Source organism: Nocardiopsis dassonvillei (genome assembly GCF_964273065.1).
GTDB classification, from domain to species: Bacteria; Actinomycetota; Actinomycetes; order Streptosporangiales; family Streptosporangiaceae; genus Nocardiopsis; species Nocardiopsis dassonvillei_B.
The window spans coordinates 5,773,389-5,790,443 of record NZ_OZ186815.1; the positions used below are offsets into that span (position 1 = coordinate 5,773,389).

A 17,055-nucleotide genomic window follows, 5' to 3' on the forward strand; every position below is an offset into this window, starting at 1 on the left:
TTGACCGGCCCGAGCATCGAACCCAAGGCCCACAGCCACGGCCTCGGGGACATCCCGTTCTCCAAGCTCGCGACCCACGGGTCCTTCGACGTGAACGACTTCCCCGTCCCCAACGGCCGCGAGGAGGAGTGGCGGTTCACCCCGCTGCGCCGCCTCAAGGGCCTGCACGACGGCAGCGCCGTCGCCGACGGCACCGACAAGCTCGACATCGACGCCCCCGAGGGCGTCACCGTCGAGACCGTCGGCCGTGACGACTCCCGTCTGGGCACCGCCGGCACGCCCGCCGACCGCGTCATCGCCCAGGCCTACTCGTCCTTCGAGCAGGCCACCGTGATCACCGTCGCCCGCGGCGCCGCCCTGGAGCGCCCGGTCACGATCGACCGGCAGGCGCAGGGGGGCACCCGCTACGACCAGTTCGTCATCGACGTCCAGCCGCTGGCCGAGGCGATCATCGTCCTCAACCAGACCGGCGGCGGCGTGCGCGCCGGCAGCGTGGACGTCCACGTCGGCGAGGGCGCCCGGCTGACCCTGGTCAGCCTCCAGGACTGGGACCGCGACGCCGTCGACGTCACCCAGCACAACACCCAGGTCGACAAGGACGCCACGTTCAAGTCGATCGTCGTCACGCTCGGCGGCGACCTGGTCCGGCTCTCCCCGAAGGTGGCCTACAAGGGGCGCGGCGGCAACGCCGAGCTGCACGGCCTGTACTTCACCGGCGACGGCCAGCACCACGAGCACCGCTCGCTCATCGACCACAACGTCTCCAACACCCGCTCCCGGGTGGAGTACAAGGGGGCGCTGAGCGGCGAGGGCGCCCACGGCGTGTGGATCGGCGACGTCATCATCGGCGAGGGCACCACCGGCACGGACTCCTACGAGCACAACCGCAACCTCCAGCTCACCGACGACACCCGCGTGGACTCGGTGCCCAACCTGGAGATCTTCACCGGTGAGGTGGAGGGCGCCGGCCACGCCGCCGCCAGCGGTCGCCTCGACGACATCCACCTGTTCTACCTGCGTTCGCGCGGTATCCCGGAGGACGAGGCGCGCCGCCTGGTCATCCGCGGCTACTTCCTGGAGCTCATCAACCGCATCCCGGTCGAGGGGCTCGCCGAGGAGATCATGGCCAAGGTCGAGCGGAAGCTGGCCGCACATGAGTGACGCCGGTCGCTGGGTCAAGGTCGCCGAGCTGGACGAGATCCCCGAGGACGGCGTCCTCGGGATCGAGACCGACGACGAGACGCCCATCGCACTGGTCCGGACCGAGGGCGAGGTGTTCGCGCTGCGGGACGTGTGCTCGCACGCGGAGGTGCGCCTGTCCGAGGGCGAGGTCGAGGACGGCACCATCGAGTGCTGGCTGCACGGTTCGTGCTTCGACCTGCGCTCGGGGGCGCCCGTCAACCCGCCCGCCACCCGGCCGGTCCCCACCTACGACGTGAAGATCGACGGCGACGACGTGCTCGTGTCGCTGGATGAGAAGAATTCCTGAGGCTGATATGACGAAGTTCGAAATCCGCGGTCTGCGCGCCGACGTCCTCATCGGTGAGGACGAGCGCCGCGAGATCCTCAAGGGCGTCGACCTCACCATCAACTCCGGTGAGACCCACGCCATCATGGGCCCCAACGGCTCGGGCAAGTCCACCCTGGCCTACGCCATCGCCGGGCACCCCCGCTACGAGATCACCGACGGCGAGGTCCTGCTCGACGGCGAGAACATCCTCGACATGAGCGTGGACGAGCGCGCCCGCGCCGGCGTCTTCCTGGCCATGCAGTACCCGGTCGAGGTCCCGGGCGTGTCCATGTCCAACTTCCTGCGCAGCTCCGTGACCGCGGTGCGCGGCGAGGCCCCCAAGCTCCGGCAGTTCTCCAAGGAGCTCCAGGGTGCGATGAAGGACCTCTCCATCGACTCCGGTTTCGCCGCCCGCGGCGTCAACGAGGGCTTCTCCGGCGGTGAGAAGAAGCGCCACGAGATCCTCCAGCTGGAGCTGCTCAAGCCGAGGATCGCGATCCTGGACGAGACCGACTCCGGTCTGGACGTCGACGCGCTCAAGGTCGTCTCCGAGGGCGTCAACCGCGCCAAGGAGAACAACGACCTGGGCGTCATGCTCATCACGCACTACACCCGGATCCTCAACTACGTGAAGCCCGACCACGTGCACGTCTTCGCGCACGGGCGCATCGCGGAGTCCGGCGGGCCCGAGCTGGCCGACACGCTGGAGGCCGAGGGCTACGAGCGTTTCGTGAAGGCGGGCGCATAACCCATGACCACGGTCCGCGAGTTCGGTGGGGCCACGGCCCCGCTCGACGTCGCCGCGATCCGGAAGGATTTCCCGATCCTGTCCCGGACCGTCCGCGACGGGCGTCCGATGGTGTACCTGGACTCCGGGGCGACCTCGCAGAAGCCCCGGCAGGTGCTGGACGCCGAGCGTGAGTTCTACGAACGCCACAACGCGGCGGTGCACCGCGGTGCCCACCAGCTCGCGGAGGAGGCGACCGACGCCTACGAGGCGGCGCGGGAGACCATCGCCCGCTTCGTCGGCGGCGACGTCGGCGAGGTGGTGTTCACCAAGAACGCCACCGAGGCGATCAACCTCGTCGCGTACGCGATGGGCAACGCCGCCACGGCGGACGAGGGGCTGCGCCGCTTCCAGGTGGGGCCCGGCGACGAGATCGTCGTGACCGAGATGGAGCACCACGCCAACCTGGTGCCCTGGCAGGAACTGTGCCGTCGCACCGGGGCCACCCTGCGGTGGTTCCCGGTGACGGAGCAGGGACGGCTGGACCTCTCGGACCTCGACGGGCTCGTCAACGAGCGCACCCGGGTGGTCGCCTTCACCCACCAGTCCAACGTGCTGGGCACCGTCAACCCGGTGGCCGACATCGCCGCACGGGCCCGCGAGGTCGGCGCCCTGACGGTGCTGGACGCCTGCCAGTCGGTGCCGCACATGCCGGTGGACGTGGCGGAGCTGGGTGTGGACTTCCTGGCCTTCTCCGGGCACAAGATGCTCGGACCCAACGGCATCGGAGTCCTGTGGGGGCGCCGGGAGCTGCTGGAGGCCATGCCGCCGTTCATCACCGGCGGGTCCATGATCGGCGTGGTCCACATGGAGTACTCCACCTGGGCCGAGCCGCCGCAGCGGTTCGAGGCGGGGGTGCCGATGGCGCCGCAGGCGGTGGCCCTGGCCGCGGCCTGCGACTACCTCTCCGCCGTCGGCATGGACCGGATCGCCGCCCACGAGCACGCGCTCGTGGAGTACGCGCTCAAGGCGCTCTCCGGGGTGGAGGGGCTGCGGATCATCGGCCCGGAGCAGGCCGTGGACCGCGGCGGCGCGGTGTCGTTCGAGGTGGAGGGCATCCACCCGCACGACCTCGGGCAGGTACTCGACGACCGCGGAGTGGAGGTCCGGGTGGGCCACCACTGCGCCTGGCCGCTGCACCGCAGGCTGGGCGTGGTCGCGACCACGCGCGCGTCGTTCTACCTCTACAACACCACGGAGGACGTGGACGCGCTCGTGGCGGCCGTCAGGGCCGCTCAGGAGTTCTTCGGAATCCGGGGCTAGGGCCCGCGACCACGGGCGGGCCCGGGGTGTGGGAGCCCGCGGGGTCCGGGACGCCGGCGGAGCGGACGTCCGAGGAACGGGGACGTCCGCGAGGCGATCGGAGGTTCCCGTTCTCCGGGGCCCGGACCCGGCCGGAGCGGAGCGCAGGCCAGAAGAATGACGAGGAAAATCCGCACATGCAGCTGGACGCGATGTACCAGGAGATCATCCTGGACCACTACCGGAACCCGCACCACAAGGGGCTGCGGGATCCGCACAACGCCGAGGCGCACCACATCAACCCCACCTGCGGGGACGAGGTGACGCTCCGGGTGGCGCTGACCCCGGCGCAGGGAGAGGGCGGGCCGCTGGACGACCACGCGGTCGTCAGCGACGTCTCCTACGAGGGCATGGGCTGCTCGATCAGCCAGGCCAGCACCTCGGTGCTGACCGACCTGCTGATCGGGCGCACGGTGGCCGAGGGGCTGCGGACCCTGGAGGCCTTCAACGAGCTGATGCACTCCAAGGGCAAGGGTGAACCCGACGAGGAGGTCCTGGAGGACGCTGTGGCGTTCGCCGGGGTGTCCAAGTACCCGGCCCGGATCAAGTGCGCCCTCCTCGGGTGGATGGCGTGGAAGGACGCGGTAGCGCAGTCCCTGGAGAAGGAAGGCGTCTGACAGTGAGCGAGAACGAGACCCCGACGACCGAGGCCGCCCCGGCCGAGGTCCCGCTGTCCCCCGAGGCCGAGGCGCTCGTCGAGGAGATCAGCGAGGCACTCAAGGACGTCATCGACCCCGAGCTCGGCGTCAACGTCGTCGACCTCGGGCTGCTGTACGGGGTGAACGCCGACGACTCGGTGATCACCCTGGACATGACCCTGACCAGTGCCGCCTGCCCGCTCACCGACGTGATCGAGGACCAGGCCACCAGCGCGCTGGAGGAGTTCGAGCGCGAGGTCAAGATCAACTGGGTCTGGATGCCGCCGTGGGGTCCGGACAAGATCACCGACGACGGGCGCGACCAGCTGCGCATGCTGGGCTTCAACGTCTGAGTCGTCCGACGGCCGACGGGCCGGCCACCCCGCACGGGGTGACCGGCCCGTCGCCGTGTCAGCGCACCTTCTGGGTGACGGCGACACAGCCCAGGACGACCAGGGCGGTGGGCAGGGCGGCCGCGTCGGGGCGTTCGCCCAGCAGCAGGACCGCCCACAGCAGGGTGAGCAGGGGCTGGGCGAGCTGGATCTGTCCGGCCCGGGCCACACCGATCAGGCCCATGCCGCGGTACCACGGCACGAACCCGCCGAACTGGCTCACCAGGGTGAGGTAGGCCAGGCCGGCCAGCGCCGAGGGGGTGGGTGCGGCCGGTTCCAGGACCAGGGCGAGGACGCTGACGGGGAGGGTGAGGGGCAGGGACAGGACCAGGCCCCAGGCGATCACCCGCCAGCCGGGCATCGAGGCGGACAGGCGGCCGCCCTCGGCGTACCCGTAGGCGCAGGCGAGCAGGGCGCCCAGCAGGAGGAGGTCCGCGGGCCCGGGGGAGCCGCCGGTCCGGGCGAGGGTGAACGCGGCGACGGCCGCGGCGCCGATCCCGGCGGCGGCCCAGAACGCGGGGGAGTGGCGGACCCCGCCGCGGACGGTGGCCACGACGGCCGTGGTGAGCGGGAGCAGGCCCACGACGACGGCGGCGTCGCCCGCCCCGGTGCTCCCCAGCGCCAGCGAGGTCAGCAGCGGGAAGCCCACCACGCAGCCCGCGCCGACCGCCGCCAGGGCGGGCAGCCGGGCCCGGGCGGGCAGCGGGGCGCGGACGGCGGCCAGGCATCCGGCGGCGACCAGGCCGGCCAGGGAGGCCCGCAGCACGGCGGTGGTCCAGGGGCCGAAGCCCTCGAGGGCCAGCGCGGTGGCGGGGAGGGTGAAGGAGAAGGCGGCCACTCCGAGGAGGGCGAGGGCGGCGCCGTGCGGAACCGCTACCGAAGATCTACCGGTAGCGCTATCGTGTGCTCTCATGAACAAGGGTAGCAGTGGCCGTGATCTGGCCGATGCCCTGCGCCGGGAGTTCGAGCGCTACGCGCCGGGGGAGCGGCTGCCCTCCAGCCGGGCCCTGGTGGAGCGGCACGGGGTGGGGCCGGTGACCCTCTCCCGCGCGATGGCCCGCCTGGTCGCCGAGGGGCTCGTGGTCACCCGTCCCGGCGCCGGCTCCTTCCGGGCCGGGGAGCCGGTGCGTCGGCCCGCGCGCGACACCTCCTGGCAGGAGCTCGCCCTGGACGCGGTGCCCGAGACGGGCGGGATCCCGCGCAGCGTGGACGACTCCGGGTTCATCGCCACCCTCGCCCCCGCCCCGGCCGGGGTGCTCTCCCTGCACGGTGGCTATCCCCACGCCTCGCTGCGTCCGGACCGGGAGCTGGCCTCGGCCGCGGCCCGGGCCGCCCGCCGCCCGGGGGTGTGGGGGAGCCCGCCGCTGGAGGGTGTTCCCGAGCTGCGCGACTGGTTCGCCCGCGAGATCGACGGGGCATCGCTGGACGGCTCGCACGTGCTGGTCACGGCGGGCGGGCAGAGCGCCCTGGCCACCGCGCTGCGGGCGCTGGCCCCGCCCGGCTCCCCGGTCCTGGTGGAGTCGCCGACCTATCCCGGGCTCCTGGCGATCGCCCGAGCCCTGGGCATGCGTCCGGTCCCGGTGCCGGTGGACGGTGACGGGCTGCGGGTGGAGCTGCTGGTCGAGGCGTTCGCCGCCACCGGCGCCCGGGTACTGGTGTGCCAGCCCCTGTTCCACAACCCGACCGGAGCGGTGCTGGCACAGGAGCGCCGGGCCGGGGTGCTGCGTGCGGCCCGGGAGGCGGGCGCGTTCGTCTTGGAGGACGACTACGCCCGGAGGCTGGCGCACACCGATGCTCCGGCCCCGCCGCCGCCGCTGATCGCCGACGACCGGCACGGGACGGTGGTGCACGTCCACTCGCTGACCAAGGCCGCCTCGCCGGGGCTCCGGGTGGGTGCCCTGGCGGCGCGCGGGCCGGTGCTGCGGCGGCTGCGCGCCGTGCAGGTGGTGGACTCCCTCTTCGTTCCCCGGGTCCTGCAGGAGACGGTCCTGGAGCTGGTGGGCTCCCCGGCCTGGGGGAGGCACCTGCGGGTGCTGGCCGAGGGGCTCACCCGGCGGCGCACCGCGGTGGCGGCCGCCCTCCTGGAACGGGCGCCGCTGGTCGCCCCGGTGTCCGGTCCGGGCGGGTACCAGGTGTGGGCGCGCCTGCCCGACGGCACCGATGAGGAGGGGGTCGCGGCGGCGGCCCTGCGGGCGGGGGTGAAGGTGGCGGCCGGGCGGCCGTTCTTCCCCGGGGAGCCGCCCGCGCCGTACCTGAGGCTGGCCTACGCGAACACGTCGGGCCCGCGGGAGGCCGCCGAGGGGGTGGCCCGGCTCGCGGCGGCCCTGGCCGACACCCCCGGACCGCTCTAGAGGGGGCCGCAGGTGTCGGCCACTCCGGCCAGGGCGTGCACCTCGGCGGCGACCTCCTCGGGGCCCTCGACGGTACGGGTGAAGGGCAGCCGGACGTCGTGGTCGCCGTCGGGGCCCTCGAAGCGCAGGACCATGCCGTAGCGGTCGACCCCCAGGGGGCGGGGGCGGACCGGGGGGACATCCCCGGGGCAGGCCCGGGCCAGCGCGGCGAGCAGGTCCCCGTGGTCCTCCTCCAGGTGGCGCAGCCAGGGGCCCTCCCAGCGGCCCAGGGGGTCCGGCCGGGCGCGGAGGAACTCGTCGTTGCCGAGCAGGTGGCAGCCCTCGGCGTCGGAGTGCACCACCAGGTAGGGGTCCAGGGCGACCATGGTGTGGCCGTGGCCGATGTCGAGCAGGCGCTCGTCCGGGTCGTCGCGGACCACCCGCAGGGCCCGCATGCGCGCCGTCGCCTCGTCCAGGGCGGTGAGGGTGCCGCTGATCCACAGCAGGGAGCGCGTGGGGTCGCGCAGGGACACCGCGCTGGTGTCGGTGAACTCGACGGTGGCCGCGGTGCGTCCGCGCGACATCTCGTCCAGCAGGTGGTGGCGGTCGGGCAGCAGCAGGCTCACCGTGCCGCCGGGGTGTACGTGGCAGGCAGGGGCGACGAGGTGGAGGGTGCCGCTCTGGGTCGTGACCGTGGCCGGATTGGGGCGGGCCAGGACCGCGCGGGCGCGTTCGGCCGGGGAGGGGGCCAGGTGCCGGGAAGTGTACAGGGGAACCACCTCAACTATGCTTAGGTAAGGCTAACCTACAAGAATGGTGAGGTGGAGGAAAAGTCCCCGCGGGTAAAAAACAGGCCCCCGGTCGCGGGACCGGGGGCCTGGGAGCGGGGTGCGCTAGTGCGCGGCGAACAGGCCGGCGCGCAGTTCGCCCGCGATGTCGTTGTCGCCCCTGCGGGTGAGCAGGTCGACCAGCGACGGCGGATCGGAGGGCGCCCGGTCGTCGCTGTCGGTGATCCGGCGGGACAGGATCTGCAGCGCCTCCTCGGTGGACGCCGGGGCCGTGTACCCGCTCAGGTGCAGCGCCCGCGCCGTCGGCGAGTAGTTGCTCAGGTCCGTCGCGGGCAGCTTGCGCGCGTCCAGCCGGTCACCCGACACGGTGATGAAGACGCGGTCGCCGGGCTGGGCGGCCTGGCGGCGCAGCAGCGGCCGCAGCGAGTCGAACGCGGGCTGGTCGCGCCAGACCAGGACCAGCAGGTCCGCGCCGGGCGCCGTCAGGCACAGCAGCCGACCGGGTTGCAGGCCCAGGTGGGTGGCGTACCCGGGGGGCACCGCCACCGGGGCGCCGTTGAGGTGGTCGGCCGTGATGTCGATGCGGTGCCACCAGCGCCCGTCCGGTGCCCGGAAGCAGCGGGCGGCCATGGCCGGGCCGCCCGGCACCGGCCGCGCCTGGGCGGCCGGCGGCGCCATCGGGGCCGGGGCGACCGGCGCCGGCGGGACGGTCATCCGCAGGTCGGCGGCGGGCGGGAACGGGACGGCGGCGGGCCGCACCGGCTCGGGGGCCGGGCCGTCGAGCCGTCGGCGGATGGGCAGCCCGTTCTCGGTGGTCGCTCCCGAGCTCTCCGCGGTGGTGTGCCCGGGCTGGCCGCCGGGCGCCTCCATCGGCACCGAGGGGTCCACGAGCACGCGCCCGTCCTGCAGGCTCACCCCGGGGGTGCTGAGCAGCCAGGCGCGCAGCTCCTGCTGTCGGATGCCGATCCGGCCCAGCCGGATACCCGCCTCGGTCAGGCCGGGACCGTCGGCCAGCATCTCGCGGGTCTGCCAGCGGAGGCGGCCCGGGTCGTCGGCGATGAGCCAGCCGTTGTGCATGCGCCGGTCGGTGAACAGGGTGATGACCACCCGCCACAGCGGCGTGTGCAGGGTGGGCACCTCCACCGGGTGGTCGGGGTGGGCGTTGATCAGCCGGTCGATCGTGGTGGCCGTGCCCAACTGCTCCGACAGGTCGCGCAGGTGCTTGGTGATGGGCGCGCCCTCGGGCGAGTTCAGCCAGCGCAGCAGCCGCTCCTCGACCCTGCGCTGGGCGGACCGGATGTCGGTGACGTCCACGGCGATCTGCTCGGACAGCACCCGGATGCTGATGGGGTCCGTGGCGAACAGCCTCTCGGCGGCCACCGTGCGCTCCAGTTCGGGCCAGGAGCGGAACATCTCCTCGACCATGTCCACCAGGGGGTGCTCGCCCAGTGCGGGTGCGGGCGGACGCTCCTCCTGCTCGGTGCGGTGCTTGGGCGGCCCGAAGCTGGGTCTGCGCAGGGTCCGGCCGGGGCCCAGCAGCGAGCTGCGGAACTGCGAGCGCAGGTCGCCCACGCCGTTCTCCGCCGGGGCCTCGGTCTCCAGCGCCGACCCGGGGATCATCGCGGCGGAGCTGACCATGCCCAGGGGCACCGGATCGTGCCCGCCCGCGGCGACGGCCTCCACGGGCTCCTGCTCCTCGTCGCGCTGGGCGCGCAGTGCCCGCAGGGTGCGGATGGCCCTGGTGGCCGGGGTCTGCGGCGGCGCCGGATCACTTCCGGCGCCCCCGGAGGCCGCGGCCTGGTCGGAGCCGGTGGCGGTGGTCAGGTACTCCAGCGCGCTGTGCACGTGCTCGGGGGCGCTGTCGGGCAGCCAGTGCGCGATGGTGCGCACCGCCTCCAGCATCAGCGCGGGGGAGGGCGTGGGGCCGCCGGGCAGGTCGCCGCAGGGCTGCAGGGCCCGCCAGGCCACCGTGCTCACCACGTCCAGCAGCCGGCAGTCGCCCAGCGCCCAGCCGGCGATCTCCTGCGGCGGGCTGGAGACGAGGTGCTCCCAGTCGCCGGCCGTCGCCAGCACCGCGCTGCGCACCGGCTCGGCCAGGTCCTCGCAGCGCACCTCCTGGGTGCGCAGGTTCGGCAGGAACTCGGCGAGGGGCACATGTCCCCACTGCTCCACGGCCAGACGTGCGATCCCGTGCGCCAGCCAGGGCGGACCGGCGATCTCCAGGACCCTGGCGATCGGGAGGGAGTGCCACCAGCCGTCGATCAGCCGGTCATGGTGGAGCAGGGGAGCCACGTCCGGCGACCTCGACCAGCGCAGGGCGGGTGCGAGGTCGACGAGGCAGATCGGAGAGACGGCGTTCATCCGCTGGGGACCTCGACCTCCTGGTGTCTGCACGTGAATTGGGGAGGAACCGCACGGGCCTTCGGTTCGATGCACCACAGTACGCGCCCTTCGCCCGCCGGGGAGCCCGCTCGCGCAACGGGCGGGGGTGCCGAGGACGGGCACGGCGGGCCGGGGGACAGGGGTGCCGTGAGCACTTCCCGAGATCGTACGTCCCCCGGCGCCACATGGGTACCCCCAGGCCGTCCCGGTCCTCGCGGAGGACGTCCCGCCCGCGGGGCACCCGTCACCCCCGCTGGGGACTTTCACCACACGGGGCTGCAAGAATATGTGATCCACCTCATAAGGGACGTTCGGCTCTTCCCCCGCTCCGCGGCCGTTGTCGTTCACGGTGTCTTCACGTCCGCTCCCCGTCCCCGCAACGGAGGGGAGCGACGGAGGGCGGAGGACGCAGGCGCGCCTGCGCGGTGCGTTCGGGCTCCGGCGGGAAGTTGGCGTCCCGGGTATGCTGGACGGGCACTGTCCTCGCCCGAACGACCTTCGAGCCGGGTGGCCGCCCGGCGGCCGCAGGGGTCGACGGTGTTTCGGAGACGGGGGGCGATCCACCGCGACCCGTACCAGGATTCCGTACCCGCGCACCCTACGGCGCCCAGTCGGCGTGGGACGGTCGAGCCGGATGATTGGTTGACGTGACAGACCTTGAGATGAATCCCCCCGTGACCGCTCCCGCGCGCAGACCGGAGCCCATCCGGTCCTATGTGGCGATCGGTGACAGCATCACCGAGGGGATGGAAGACGACAGCGGCCCCGGCGGCCAGTACCGCGGTTTCGCGGACCGGCTCGCCGAACACCTCGGCCAGGTGACCGCAGACTTCCGCTACGCCAACCTGGGCGTGCGCGGCCGCCGGATGAAGCACATCTTCGGCGAGCAGCTCGACCGGACCCTGGAGTGGAAGCCCGACCTGGTCACCGTGCTGGCGGGCGGCAACGACGTCCTGCGCCCCGGCACCCGCCTGGACGAGCTGGCCGAGGAGTTCGAACAGGGCATCCGCCGCCTGCGCGACGCGGGCATCCGCACCGTCATCCTCTCCGGGCACGACACCGGCTGGATCCCCGTCCTGCGCTACTACCGCGGCCGCATCGCCGTGTTCAGCATGCACATGCGCGCGATCGCCGAGCGTACCGGGACCGAGATCGTCGACATGTGGGCGCTCAACGCGCTCACCGACCCCCGTGCCTGGAGCGAGGACCGGCTCCACCTCAACGGCACCGGCCACCAGATCGTGGCGGCCCGCATCGCCGACCTCCTGGGCTTCCCGATGGGGCCGCGCGAGTCCTGGGCCGACCCGTGGACCACCCCTCCCCGGCAGCTGCCCGCCATCCTCCGCCGCCGGGAGAACCGCCGCTGGGCCCGCCAGTACCTGGTGCCCTGGCTGCGCCGCCGCGCCATGGGCCGATCCTCCGGCGACGGCCTGCTGCCCAAGCGCCCCGAACTGGACTACCTCAACGACGACGAGACCCGCGCCCGGATCGCCCGGGCGATCGCCGAGGGCCGCTCCCCGCTGCCCCCGGTGGAGGACGCCGCCGAGCAGCCCACCAACAGCCCGTCCGGCGTCAAGGGGCCCGAACCCCGGCGCTGACACCGGTCGCAACGCCCCGCCCCGCCCTGCCCGGGCCGCGGGGCGTCGTCGTCCCCGGCGGCCCGACCGCGTGCCGGAGGGCGGGCGGGGTCCCGGAGGTCCGCAGGAGGCGTCCTCGGGGAGGGGGCCGCTGCCGCGGGCGGTCCGTGGGGGCCCGCGGAGGGCGGCGGGCGGGCCGGAGCGGGGGCCCGAACGGCTCAGCTGCGGGACAGGGACTGGATGAGGTCGCTGATGTGCACCATGCCCAGGCACTGGCCGTAGGTGTTGACCACCACGAGGTCGTCGTAGACGCGCTCGGTGTCCTGGCCCGCGACGCGCAGCGCGGCGATCGCCGACATCCACGCCGGGACCGTGCGCGGCGACTCGGCCAGCCGGATCGCGGGGCGCTTGGCGTGCAGGGCGTGCCCGTAGCGGCCGGTCACCGACAGCAGGAACCGGGTCCGGTCGATCACGCCCACAGGCCGTTCCCGGTGGTCGATGAGGATCGCGCTGTTGAGCGCGGTGTCGCCGGTGAACGCCTCCAGCACCTGCTCGGTGGTGGTGTCGGCGTCGAAGCCCACCGGCGGGACCATGAACTCGGTGACCCGCGGGCCGTCGTCCCCCGCCTGGTCCTGGCCGGCGGTCGGCTCGGGCACCGGGTTCACCCGCTCGCCGGGCCGCCAGGCGGCGTCGGCGAAGAACGGGCCGGTGCCCACCTTCACCCCGCAGCGGCGCAGCCGCACCACGTCGTCGGCGCTGTCCACACCGGACGCCATGGCGTACACGCCGCTGCCGCGGCCGATCCGGGCCAGGCCCTCGACCACGGTGGCGTGCCGCTGGTCGGTGGCCACCCCGGCGACGACGCCCGGGTCCAGGCGCATCAGGAAGGGCGACGCCTCCACCACCAGGTCGGGACGCACCATCGCGGTGCCGAAACCGCACCGGAAACCCGCGCTGCGCAGCCGGGCCACCCCCGACACCACGATCTTGCGGGGCAGGTCGGCCAGTTCGGCTCCGAGCATGAACGTGATGTCGCGCGGCCGCCGCCCGGCCCGGCGCAGCAGGCCGTCCACCAGGTCCACGAAACCGTTGCGGGCCATCAGGGTCCGCGCGGGCAGCGGCAGCACCAGCGGTAGCAGGCTCTCGGTCCCGGCGGATTCGCGCACCAGGGCCAGCAGCCACTCCGCGATCGCCTCCAGCTCCTGCGGGGGCATCTCCATGGACCCGCTCAGCTCGGTGGCCGGGGCCGGGGAGATGATCTCGACCGCCACGACGGCGCCCGAGTCCAGGTCCACGATCGGCTGGAAGCCCAGGGGCGGCCGGTCGGGACGGGGCGCCGGTCCGACCGGTCGGGGGACGGGCACCGTGGGGGGCCGGTGCGAGTGCGCTGTGGTCACTTCTCCATGGTGACGACACACCCCTCTGACCTGAAGGTGTTTTCGCCGCTGTTCAGCTCACCTTCACGGGCCGTTGGTGCCCCCGTCCGCCCGCCCTCCCCGGGAACGGAGAGGGGCCCCGCCGTCACGGCGGGGCCCCTCGGGGACTTCGGCTGCGCCGACCGGGTCAGGCGCGGCGGAACACCAGGGCGATGTTGTGGCCGCCGAACCCGAAGGACTCGTTGACCGCGGCGACGTCACCCGAGGGCATGTCCCGGGGCTTGTCGCGGACGATGTCCACCGCCACGTCCGGGTCCAGCTCCTGGATGTTGATGGTCGGCGGGATGCGGCCGTCGTGCAGGGCCAGGACCGTGGCGATCGACTCCACCGCGCCCGCGCCGCCCAGCAGGTGGCCGGTCATGGACTTGGTGGAGGTCACCGCGACCCGGTCGGCGGCGGCGTCGCCCAGCGCCGTGCGGATGGCGCGGGTCTCGCCGACGTCGCCCGCCGGGGTGGAGGTGGCGTGCGCGTTGACGTGCACGATGTCCTGCGGGGTCAGGTCGGCGTCGTTGAGCGCCTGGGTGATGGCGCGGGCCTGGCCGGCGCCCTCCGGGTCGGGCTGGACGATGTCGTAGGCGTCGTTGGTGTAGCCGACACCGGAGGCGTGCGCGTACACCCGGGCGCCGCGCGCGGCGGCGTGCTCGGCCGACTCCAGGATGACGATGCCGGCGCCCTCGCCCATGACGAAGCCGTCGCGGTCCTTGTCCCAGGGGCGCGACGCCGTCTGCGGGTCGTCGTTGCGGGTCGACAGGGCGCGCATCGACGCGAACGACGCGATGTTGAGCGGGTGGATCGCGGCCTCGGTACCGCCCGCGATGACCACGTCGGCGCGGCCGGCGCGGATCATGTCGACGCCGTTGGCGATCGCCTCGGCGCTGGAGGCGCAGGCGCTGACCGGAACGTGCGAACCGGCGCGGGCGGTGAACTCCAGGCTGATGGCGGCGGCCGGGCTGTTGGGCATGAGCATGGGCACGGTGAACGGCGAGACCCGTCGCCAGCCCTTCTCACGGAAGGTGTCGTACTGCTCCAGGATGGTCAGGATGCCGCCGATGCCGCTGGAGACCACCACGCCCAGGCGCAGCGGGTCCACCTCCGGGGCCCCGGCGTCGGCCCAGGCCTCCTGGGCGGCGATGAGCGCGAACTGCTGTGTGCGGTCCAGGCGGCGCAGCCGCGGCTTGGGGAGCTTCTCCGAGGGTTCCTGCGCGATGCGCCCGGCGAAGTGCACCGGGAGGCTCTCGTGCCACTCCTCGGGCAGCGAGGTGATGCCGGAACGGCCGTCGAGGAGCGCGGACCATGTGGTCGCGACGTCCCCCCCGAGCGGGGTGGTGGCGCCGAGGCCGGTGACGACGACATCGGTCTTTGCCATGATCCGATCGCCCTTCTCGTGGGTCGGTCCCGGCTGCGGGGCCGGGCGTGGCGAATGACTGGGAGGGTTCCGGCGGGGTCGGCCGGACGGGCCGCCGGGTGGGGGGTGTCGGTCCCCGGCGGCCCGGACGCGTCACTTCTGGATGAAGGTGATGACGTCCTGGACCGTCTTGAGGTCCTTGAGCTGCTCGTCGGGGATCTCCACGCCGAACTTGTCCTGGGCGGCGACGGCGATCTCCACCATGGACAGCGAGTCGATGTCGAGGTCGTCCACGAAGCTCTTCTCCGGGGTGACCTCGGCGGGGTCGGTGCCGACGATCTCCTCGATGATCTCGCCGAGGCCCTTCAGGATCTCCTGCTCGCTGTGAGCCATGTCGTTCTTCTCCTTGCGTGTGTTCGTTGAACGGGAAAGCGGTCCGGATCACCGGCCGCGGTTCAGGGGATGCGGATCACCTGTGCGGCATAGACCAGCCCCGCGCCGAAGCCCAGGGTGAGGACGGTGCTCCCCGACGGGAGCTCCCCGCGCCCGATCATGCGCGAGAGCGCGAGCGGGATGGACGCGGAGGAGGTGTTGCCAGCGGTGACGATATCGCGGGCCACGAGTGCCCGGGGCGCGCCCAGCTTCTTGGCGATGGACTCGATGATCCGCAGGTTGGCCTGGTGCGGGACGAAGGCGGTGAGCTCCTCGGGAGCCACACCCGCCCGCTCCAGGGCCTCCAGCGCGGTCTTGTACAGCTCGGTGGTGGTCCAGCGGAAGACCGCCTGCCCCTCCTGCCAGAGGTACTTGTGGTCGCGCAGGTAGATCTTGTCGGCGCGCTCGCCGGAGGAACCCCACACGACCGGGCCGATACCGTTGTCCTCCGAGGCGGAGACCACGGCGGCACCGGCGCCGTCGGCGAAGATCACACAGGTGGAGCGGTCGTCCCAGTCCACCCAGTCGGTGAGCTTCTCCGAGCCGATGACCAGGACGTTGCGGGAGCTCCCGGCGCGCACCATGTCGGCGGCCACGCCCAGGGCGTAGCAGAACCCGGCACAGGCGGCGTTGAGGTCGAACGCGCCCGGGGCGAAGATGCCCAGCCGGGCAGCGACGGTGGCCGCCGTGTTGGGGATCTGGTCCTGGGGGGTGCAGGTGGCCACGATGACCAGGTCGATGTCCTCCGGGGACAGCCCGCCCGCGGCCAGGGCCTTGCCGCCCGCGGCCACGGCCATGCTCGCCACGGTGTCCTCGGGGCCGGCGACGCGCCGCTCCTTGATGCCGACGCGGCTCTGGATCCACTCGTCGCTGGTGTCGACCCGCGCCTCCAGGTCGGCGTTGGTGACGACCTGCGACGGCTGGTACTCGCCGAAGGAGCGGATGGCCGCGCCGCCGGGGATGCTCGGGGTGGGGAACATGGGGTCAGCCTTCCTGGTCGGTGCCCGCGGCGGAGGTCCCCGCGTGCTCCTTGATGAGGGCTCCGGCGCGCTCGACGTCCTCGGGGGTCTTGACCGCGAGGAGGTCGATGCCGCGCAGGGCGCGTTTGGCCAGACCGGTGAGCGTGCCCGCCGGGGCCAGCTCGATGAGGGCGGTGACACCCCGATCCGCCAGGGTCTGCGTGCAGGCGTCCCAGCGCACCGGGGAGGAGATCTGGGAGACCAGCCGGTCCAGGTACTCCCTGCCGCTCTCGACCACCGCGCCGTCGGCGTTGGACAGGATCGGCACCACCGGGTCGGAGGGCGACAGCGTGCCGGCCGCCGCCCGCACCCGCTCCACGGCCGGGGCCATGTGCTCGGTGTGGAAGGCGCCCGCCACCGACAGCGGCCGCAGCCTGGCCTTCTCCGGCGGGTTCCCGGCGAACGCCGCCAGCTGTGCGGTGGTGCCCGCGGCGACGATCTGGCCCGAGCCGTTGTCGTTGGCCGGGGTGAGGCCCGCGGCGGCGATGGCCGCCAGGACCTGCTCGCGGTCGCCGCCCAGGACGGCGGTCATGCCGGTCTCGGTGCGGGCGGCGGCGTCGGCCATGCCGCGGCCGCGCTCGGCGACCAGGGCCAGCGCGTCCTTGGGGGACAGCACACCGGCCACCGCGGCGGCGGTGAACTCGCCGACGCTGTGTCCGGCGACCGCGTCCACCAGGGCGGCCTCCGCCGGCAGGGCCGGGGAGGGCGAGGCGAGCGGCTCCAGGATCGCGGAGGCCGCGATCAGGCCCGCGCCGACCAACAGCGGCTGGGCGACGGCCGTGTCGCGGATCTCGTCGGCGTCCGCGGTGGTGCCGTAGCGCACCAGGTCGAGCCCGACGACCTCCGACCACGCGGCGAGCTGGGCGGCGACGCCGGGCAGTTCGAGCCACGGGGAGAGGAATCCGGGAACCTGGGCACCTTGGCCGGGAGCAACGATTACAAGCACGACATCCACCTTGCCCTGTAGGAGATCACCGGTTGGAGGGGGAGGCACACGAACTTCACTCGGTGGTGCTTGTGGGAACCCCACAAACCCGTCTTCGGCGTGTGTCCGCAAGCCCGCGGGCCCGTGAGAGGGGTCACCCTCCGACGTTACATCCCCGCACTCCGGGAGCCC

General features: G+C 73.3%; 16 protein-coding genes. 8 read left to right on the forward strand and 8 right to left on the reverse strand.

Features of this window, described 5'->3' with window-relative positions; all coding sequences use genetic code 11:
• The 6 genes from sufD to ACSUPR_RS25775 all read left to right on the forward strand — a co-directional run bounded on the left by sufD (position 1) and on the right by ACSUPR_RS25775 (position 4,590).
• Positions 1-1,161 carry a Fe-S cluster assembly protein SufD gene (gene sufD, locus ACSUPR_RS25750; protein ID WP_436887286.1) on the forward strand — a complete coding sequence of 387 codons (1,161 nt, stop codon included), beginning with the start codon at positions 1-3 and terminating at the stop codon, positions 1,159-1,161.
• Positions 1,154-1,489: a non-heme iron oxygenase ferredoxin subunit gene (locus ACSUPR_RS25755; RefSeq protein WP_436887287.1), complete on the forward strand. Its 336-nt coding sequence runs from the start codon at positions 1,154-1,156 to the stop codon at positions 1,487-1,489. The genes sufD and ACSUPR_RS25755 overlap by 8 nt, the downstream gene beginning before the upstream one ends.
• A gap of 7 nt (positions 1,490-1,496) precedes the next feature.
• Entirely contained in the window at positions 1,497-2,258 is a 762-nt protein-coding gene (gene sufC / locus ACSUPR_RS25760; protein ID WP_436887288.1) for a Fe-S cluster assembly ATPase SufC, read from the forward strand.
• 3 nt (positions 2,259-2,261) lie between these two features.
• Positions 2,262-3,560 (forward strand): cysteine desulfurase, encoded by a 1,299-nt coding sequence (locus ACSUPR_RS25765; protein ID WP_436887289.1) that lies wholly within the window; start codon positions 2,262-2,264, stop codon positions 3,558-3,560.
• Positions 3,561-3,736: 176 nt separating this feature from the next.
• A complete protein-coding gene (gene sufU / locus ACSUPR_RS25770; RefSeq protein WP_436887290.1) occupies positions 3,737-4,216 on the forward strand; it encodes a Fe-S cluster assembly sulfur transfer protein SufU in 480 nt (159 codons plus the stop codon).
• 2 nt (positions 4,217-4,218) lie between these two features.
• Positions 4,219-4,590, forward strand: a complete 372-nt coding sequence (locus tag ACSUPR_RS25775; protein WP_436887291.1) for a metal-sulfur cluster assembly factor — start codon at positions 4,219-4,221, stop codon at positions 4,588-4,590.
• A 58-nt stretch (positions 4,591-4,648) separates the two neighbouring features.
• On the opposite strand, the gene ACSUPR_RS25780 is transcribed toward ACSUPR_RS25775, so the two are convergent.
• Positions 4,649-5,542, reverse strand: a complete 894-nt coding sequence (locus tag ACSUPR_RS25780; RefSeq protein WP_436887292.1) for a DMT family transporter — start codon at positions 5,540-5,542, stop codon at positions 4,649-4,651.
• On the opposite strand from ACSUPR_RS25780, the gene ACSUPR_RS25785 reads away from it, so the two are divergent.
• The gene (locus tag ACSUPR_RS25785; RefSeq protein ID WP_436887293.1) at positions 5,541-6,980 is read left to right on the forward strand and encodes a PLP-dependent aminotransferase family protein; all 1,440 of its coding nucleotides are present in this window, start codon (positions 5,541-5,543) and stop codon (positions 6,978-6,980) included. The two genes, ACSUPR_RS25780 and ACSUPR_RS25785, sit on opposite strands and share 2 nt — an antisense overlap.
• Here the strand turns inward: ACSUPR_RS25785 and ACSUPR_RS25790 are convergent.
• Positions 6,977-7,738: a DUF2470 domain-containing protein gene (locus ACSUPR_RS25790; RefSeq protein ID WP_436887295.1), complete on the reverse strand. Its 762-nt coding sequence runs from the start codon at positions 7,736-7,738 to the stop codon at positions 6,977-6,979. The genes ACSUPR_RS25785 and ACSUPR_RS25790 overlap by 4 nt on opposite strands.
• A gap of 114 nt (positions 7,739-7,852) precedes the next feature.
• Complete coding sequence (locus ACSUPR_RS25795; RefSeq protein WP_436887296.1) at positions 7,853-10,108, reverse strand: hypothetical protein; 2,256 nt, start codon at positions 10,106-10,108, stop codon at positions 7,853-7,855.
• 683 nt (positions 10,109-10,791) lie between these two features.
• Between ACSUPR_RS25795 and ACSUPR_RS25800 the strand changes: the two genes are divergently transcribed.
• Positions 10,792-11,727 carry an SGNH/GDSL hydrolase family protein gene (locus ACSUPR_RS25800; protein WP_436887297.1) on the forward strand — a complete coding sequence of 312 codons (936 nt, stop codon included), beginning with the start codon at positions 10,792-10,794 and terminating at the stop codon, positions 11,725-11,727.
• Positions 11,728-11,924: 197 nt separating this feature from the next.
• Here ACSUPR_RS25800 and ACSUPR_RS25805 read toward each other — a convergent pair whose 3' ends face one another.
• From ACSUPR_RS25805 to ACSUPR_RS25825, 5 genes are all read right to left on the reverse strand, one after another.
• Complete coding sequence (locus tag ACSUPR_RS25805) at positions 11,925-13,103, reverse strand: EAL domain-containing protein (RefSeq protein WP_436887298.1); 1,179 nt, start codon at positions 13,101-13,103, stop codon at positions 11,925-11,927.
• Between the two features lie 166 nt (positions 13,104-13,269).
• Positions 13,270-14,508, reverse strand: coding sequence for a beta-ketoacyl-ACP synthase II (gene fabF, locus ACSUPR_RS25810; protein WP_436887299.1), 1,239 nt, complete (start codon positions 14,506-14,508; stop codon positions 13,270-13,272).
• A 132-nt stretch (positions 14,509-14,640) separates the two neighbouring features.
• The gene (locus ACSUPR_RS25815; protein WP_436887300.1) at positions 14,641-14,880 is read right to left on the reverse strand and encodes an acyl carrier protein; all 240 of its coding nucleotides are present in this window, start codon (positions 14,878-14,880) and stop codon (positions 14,641-14,643) included.
• A gap of 62 nt (positions 14,881-14,942) precedes the next feature.
• Positions 14,943-15,899 carry a beta-ketoacyl-ACP synthase III gene (locus ACSUPR_RS25820; RefSeq protein ID WP_436887301.1) on the reverse strand — a complete coding sequence of 319 codons (957 nt, stop codon included), beginning with the start codon at positions 15,897-15,899 and terminating at the stop codon, positions 14,943-14,945.
• Between the two features lie 4 nt (positions 15,900-15,903).
• Positions 15,904-16,884 (reverse strand): ACP S-malonyltransferase, encoded by a 981-nt coding sequence (locus ACSUPR_RS25825; protein ID WP_436887302.1) that lies wholly within the window; start codon positions 16,882-16,884, stop codon positions 15,904-15,906.
• Between the last annotated feature and the right edge of the window lie 171 nt (positions 16,885-17,055).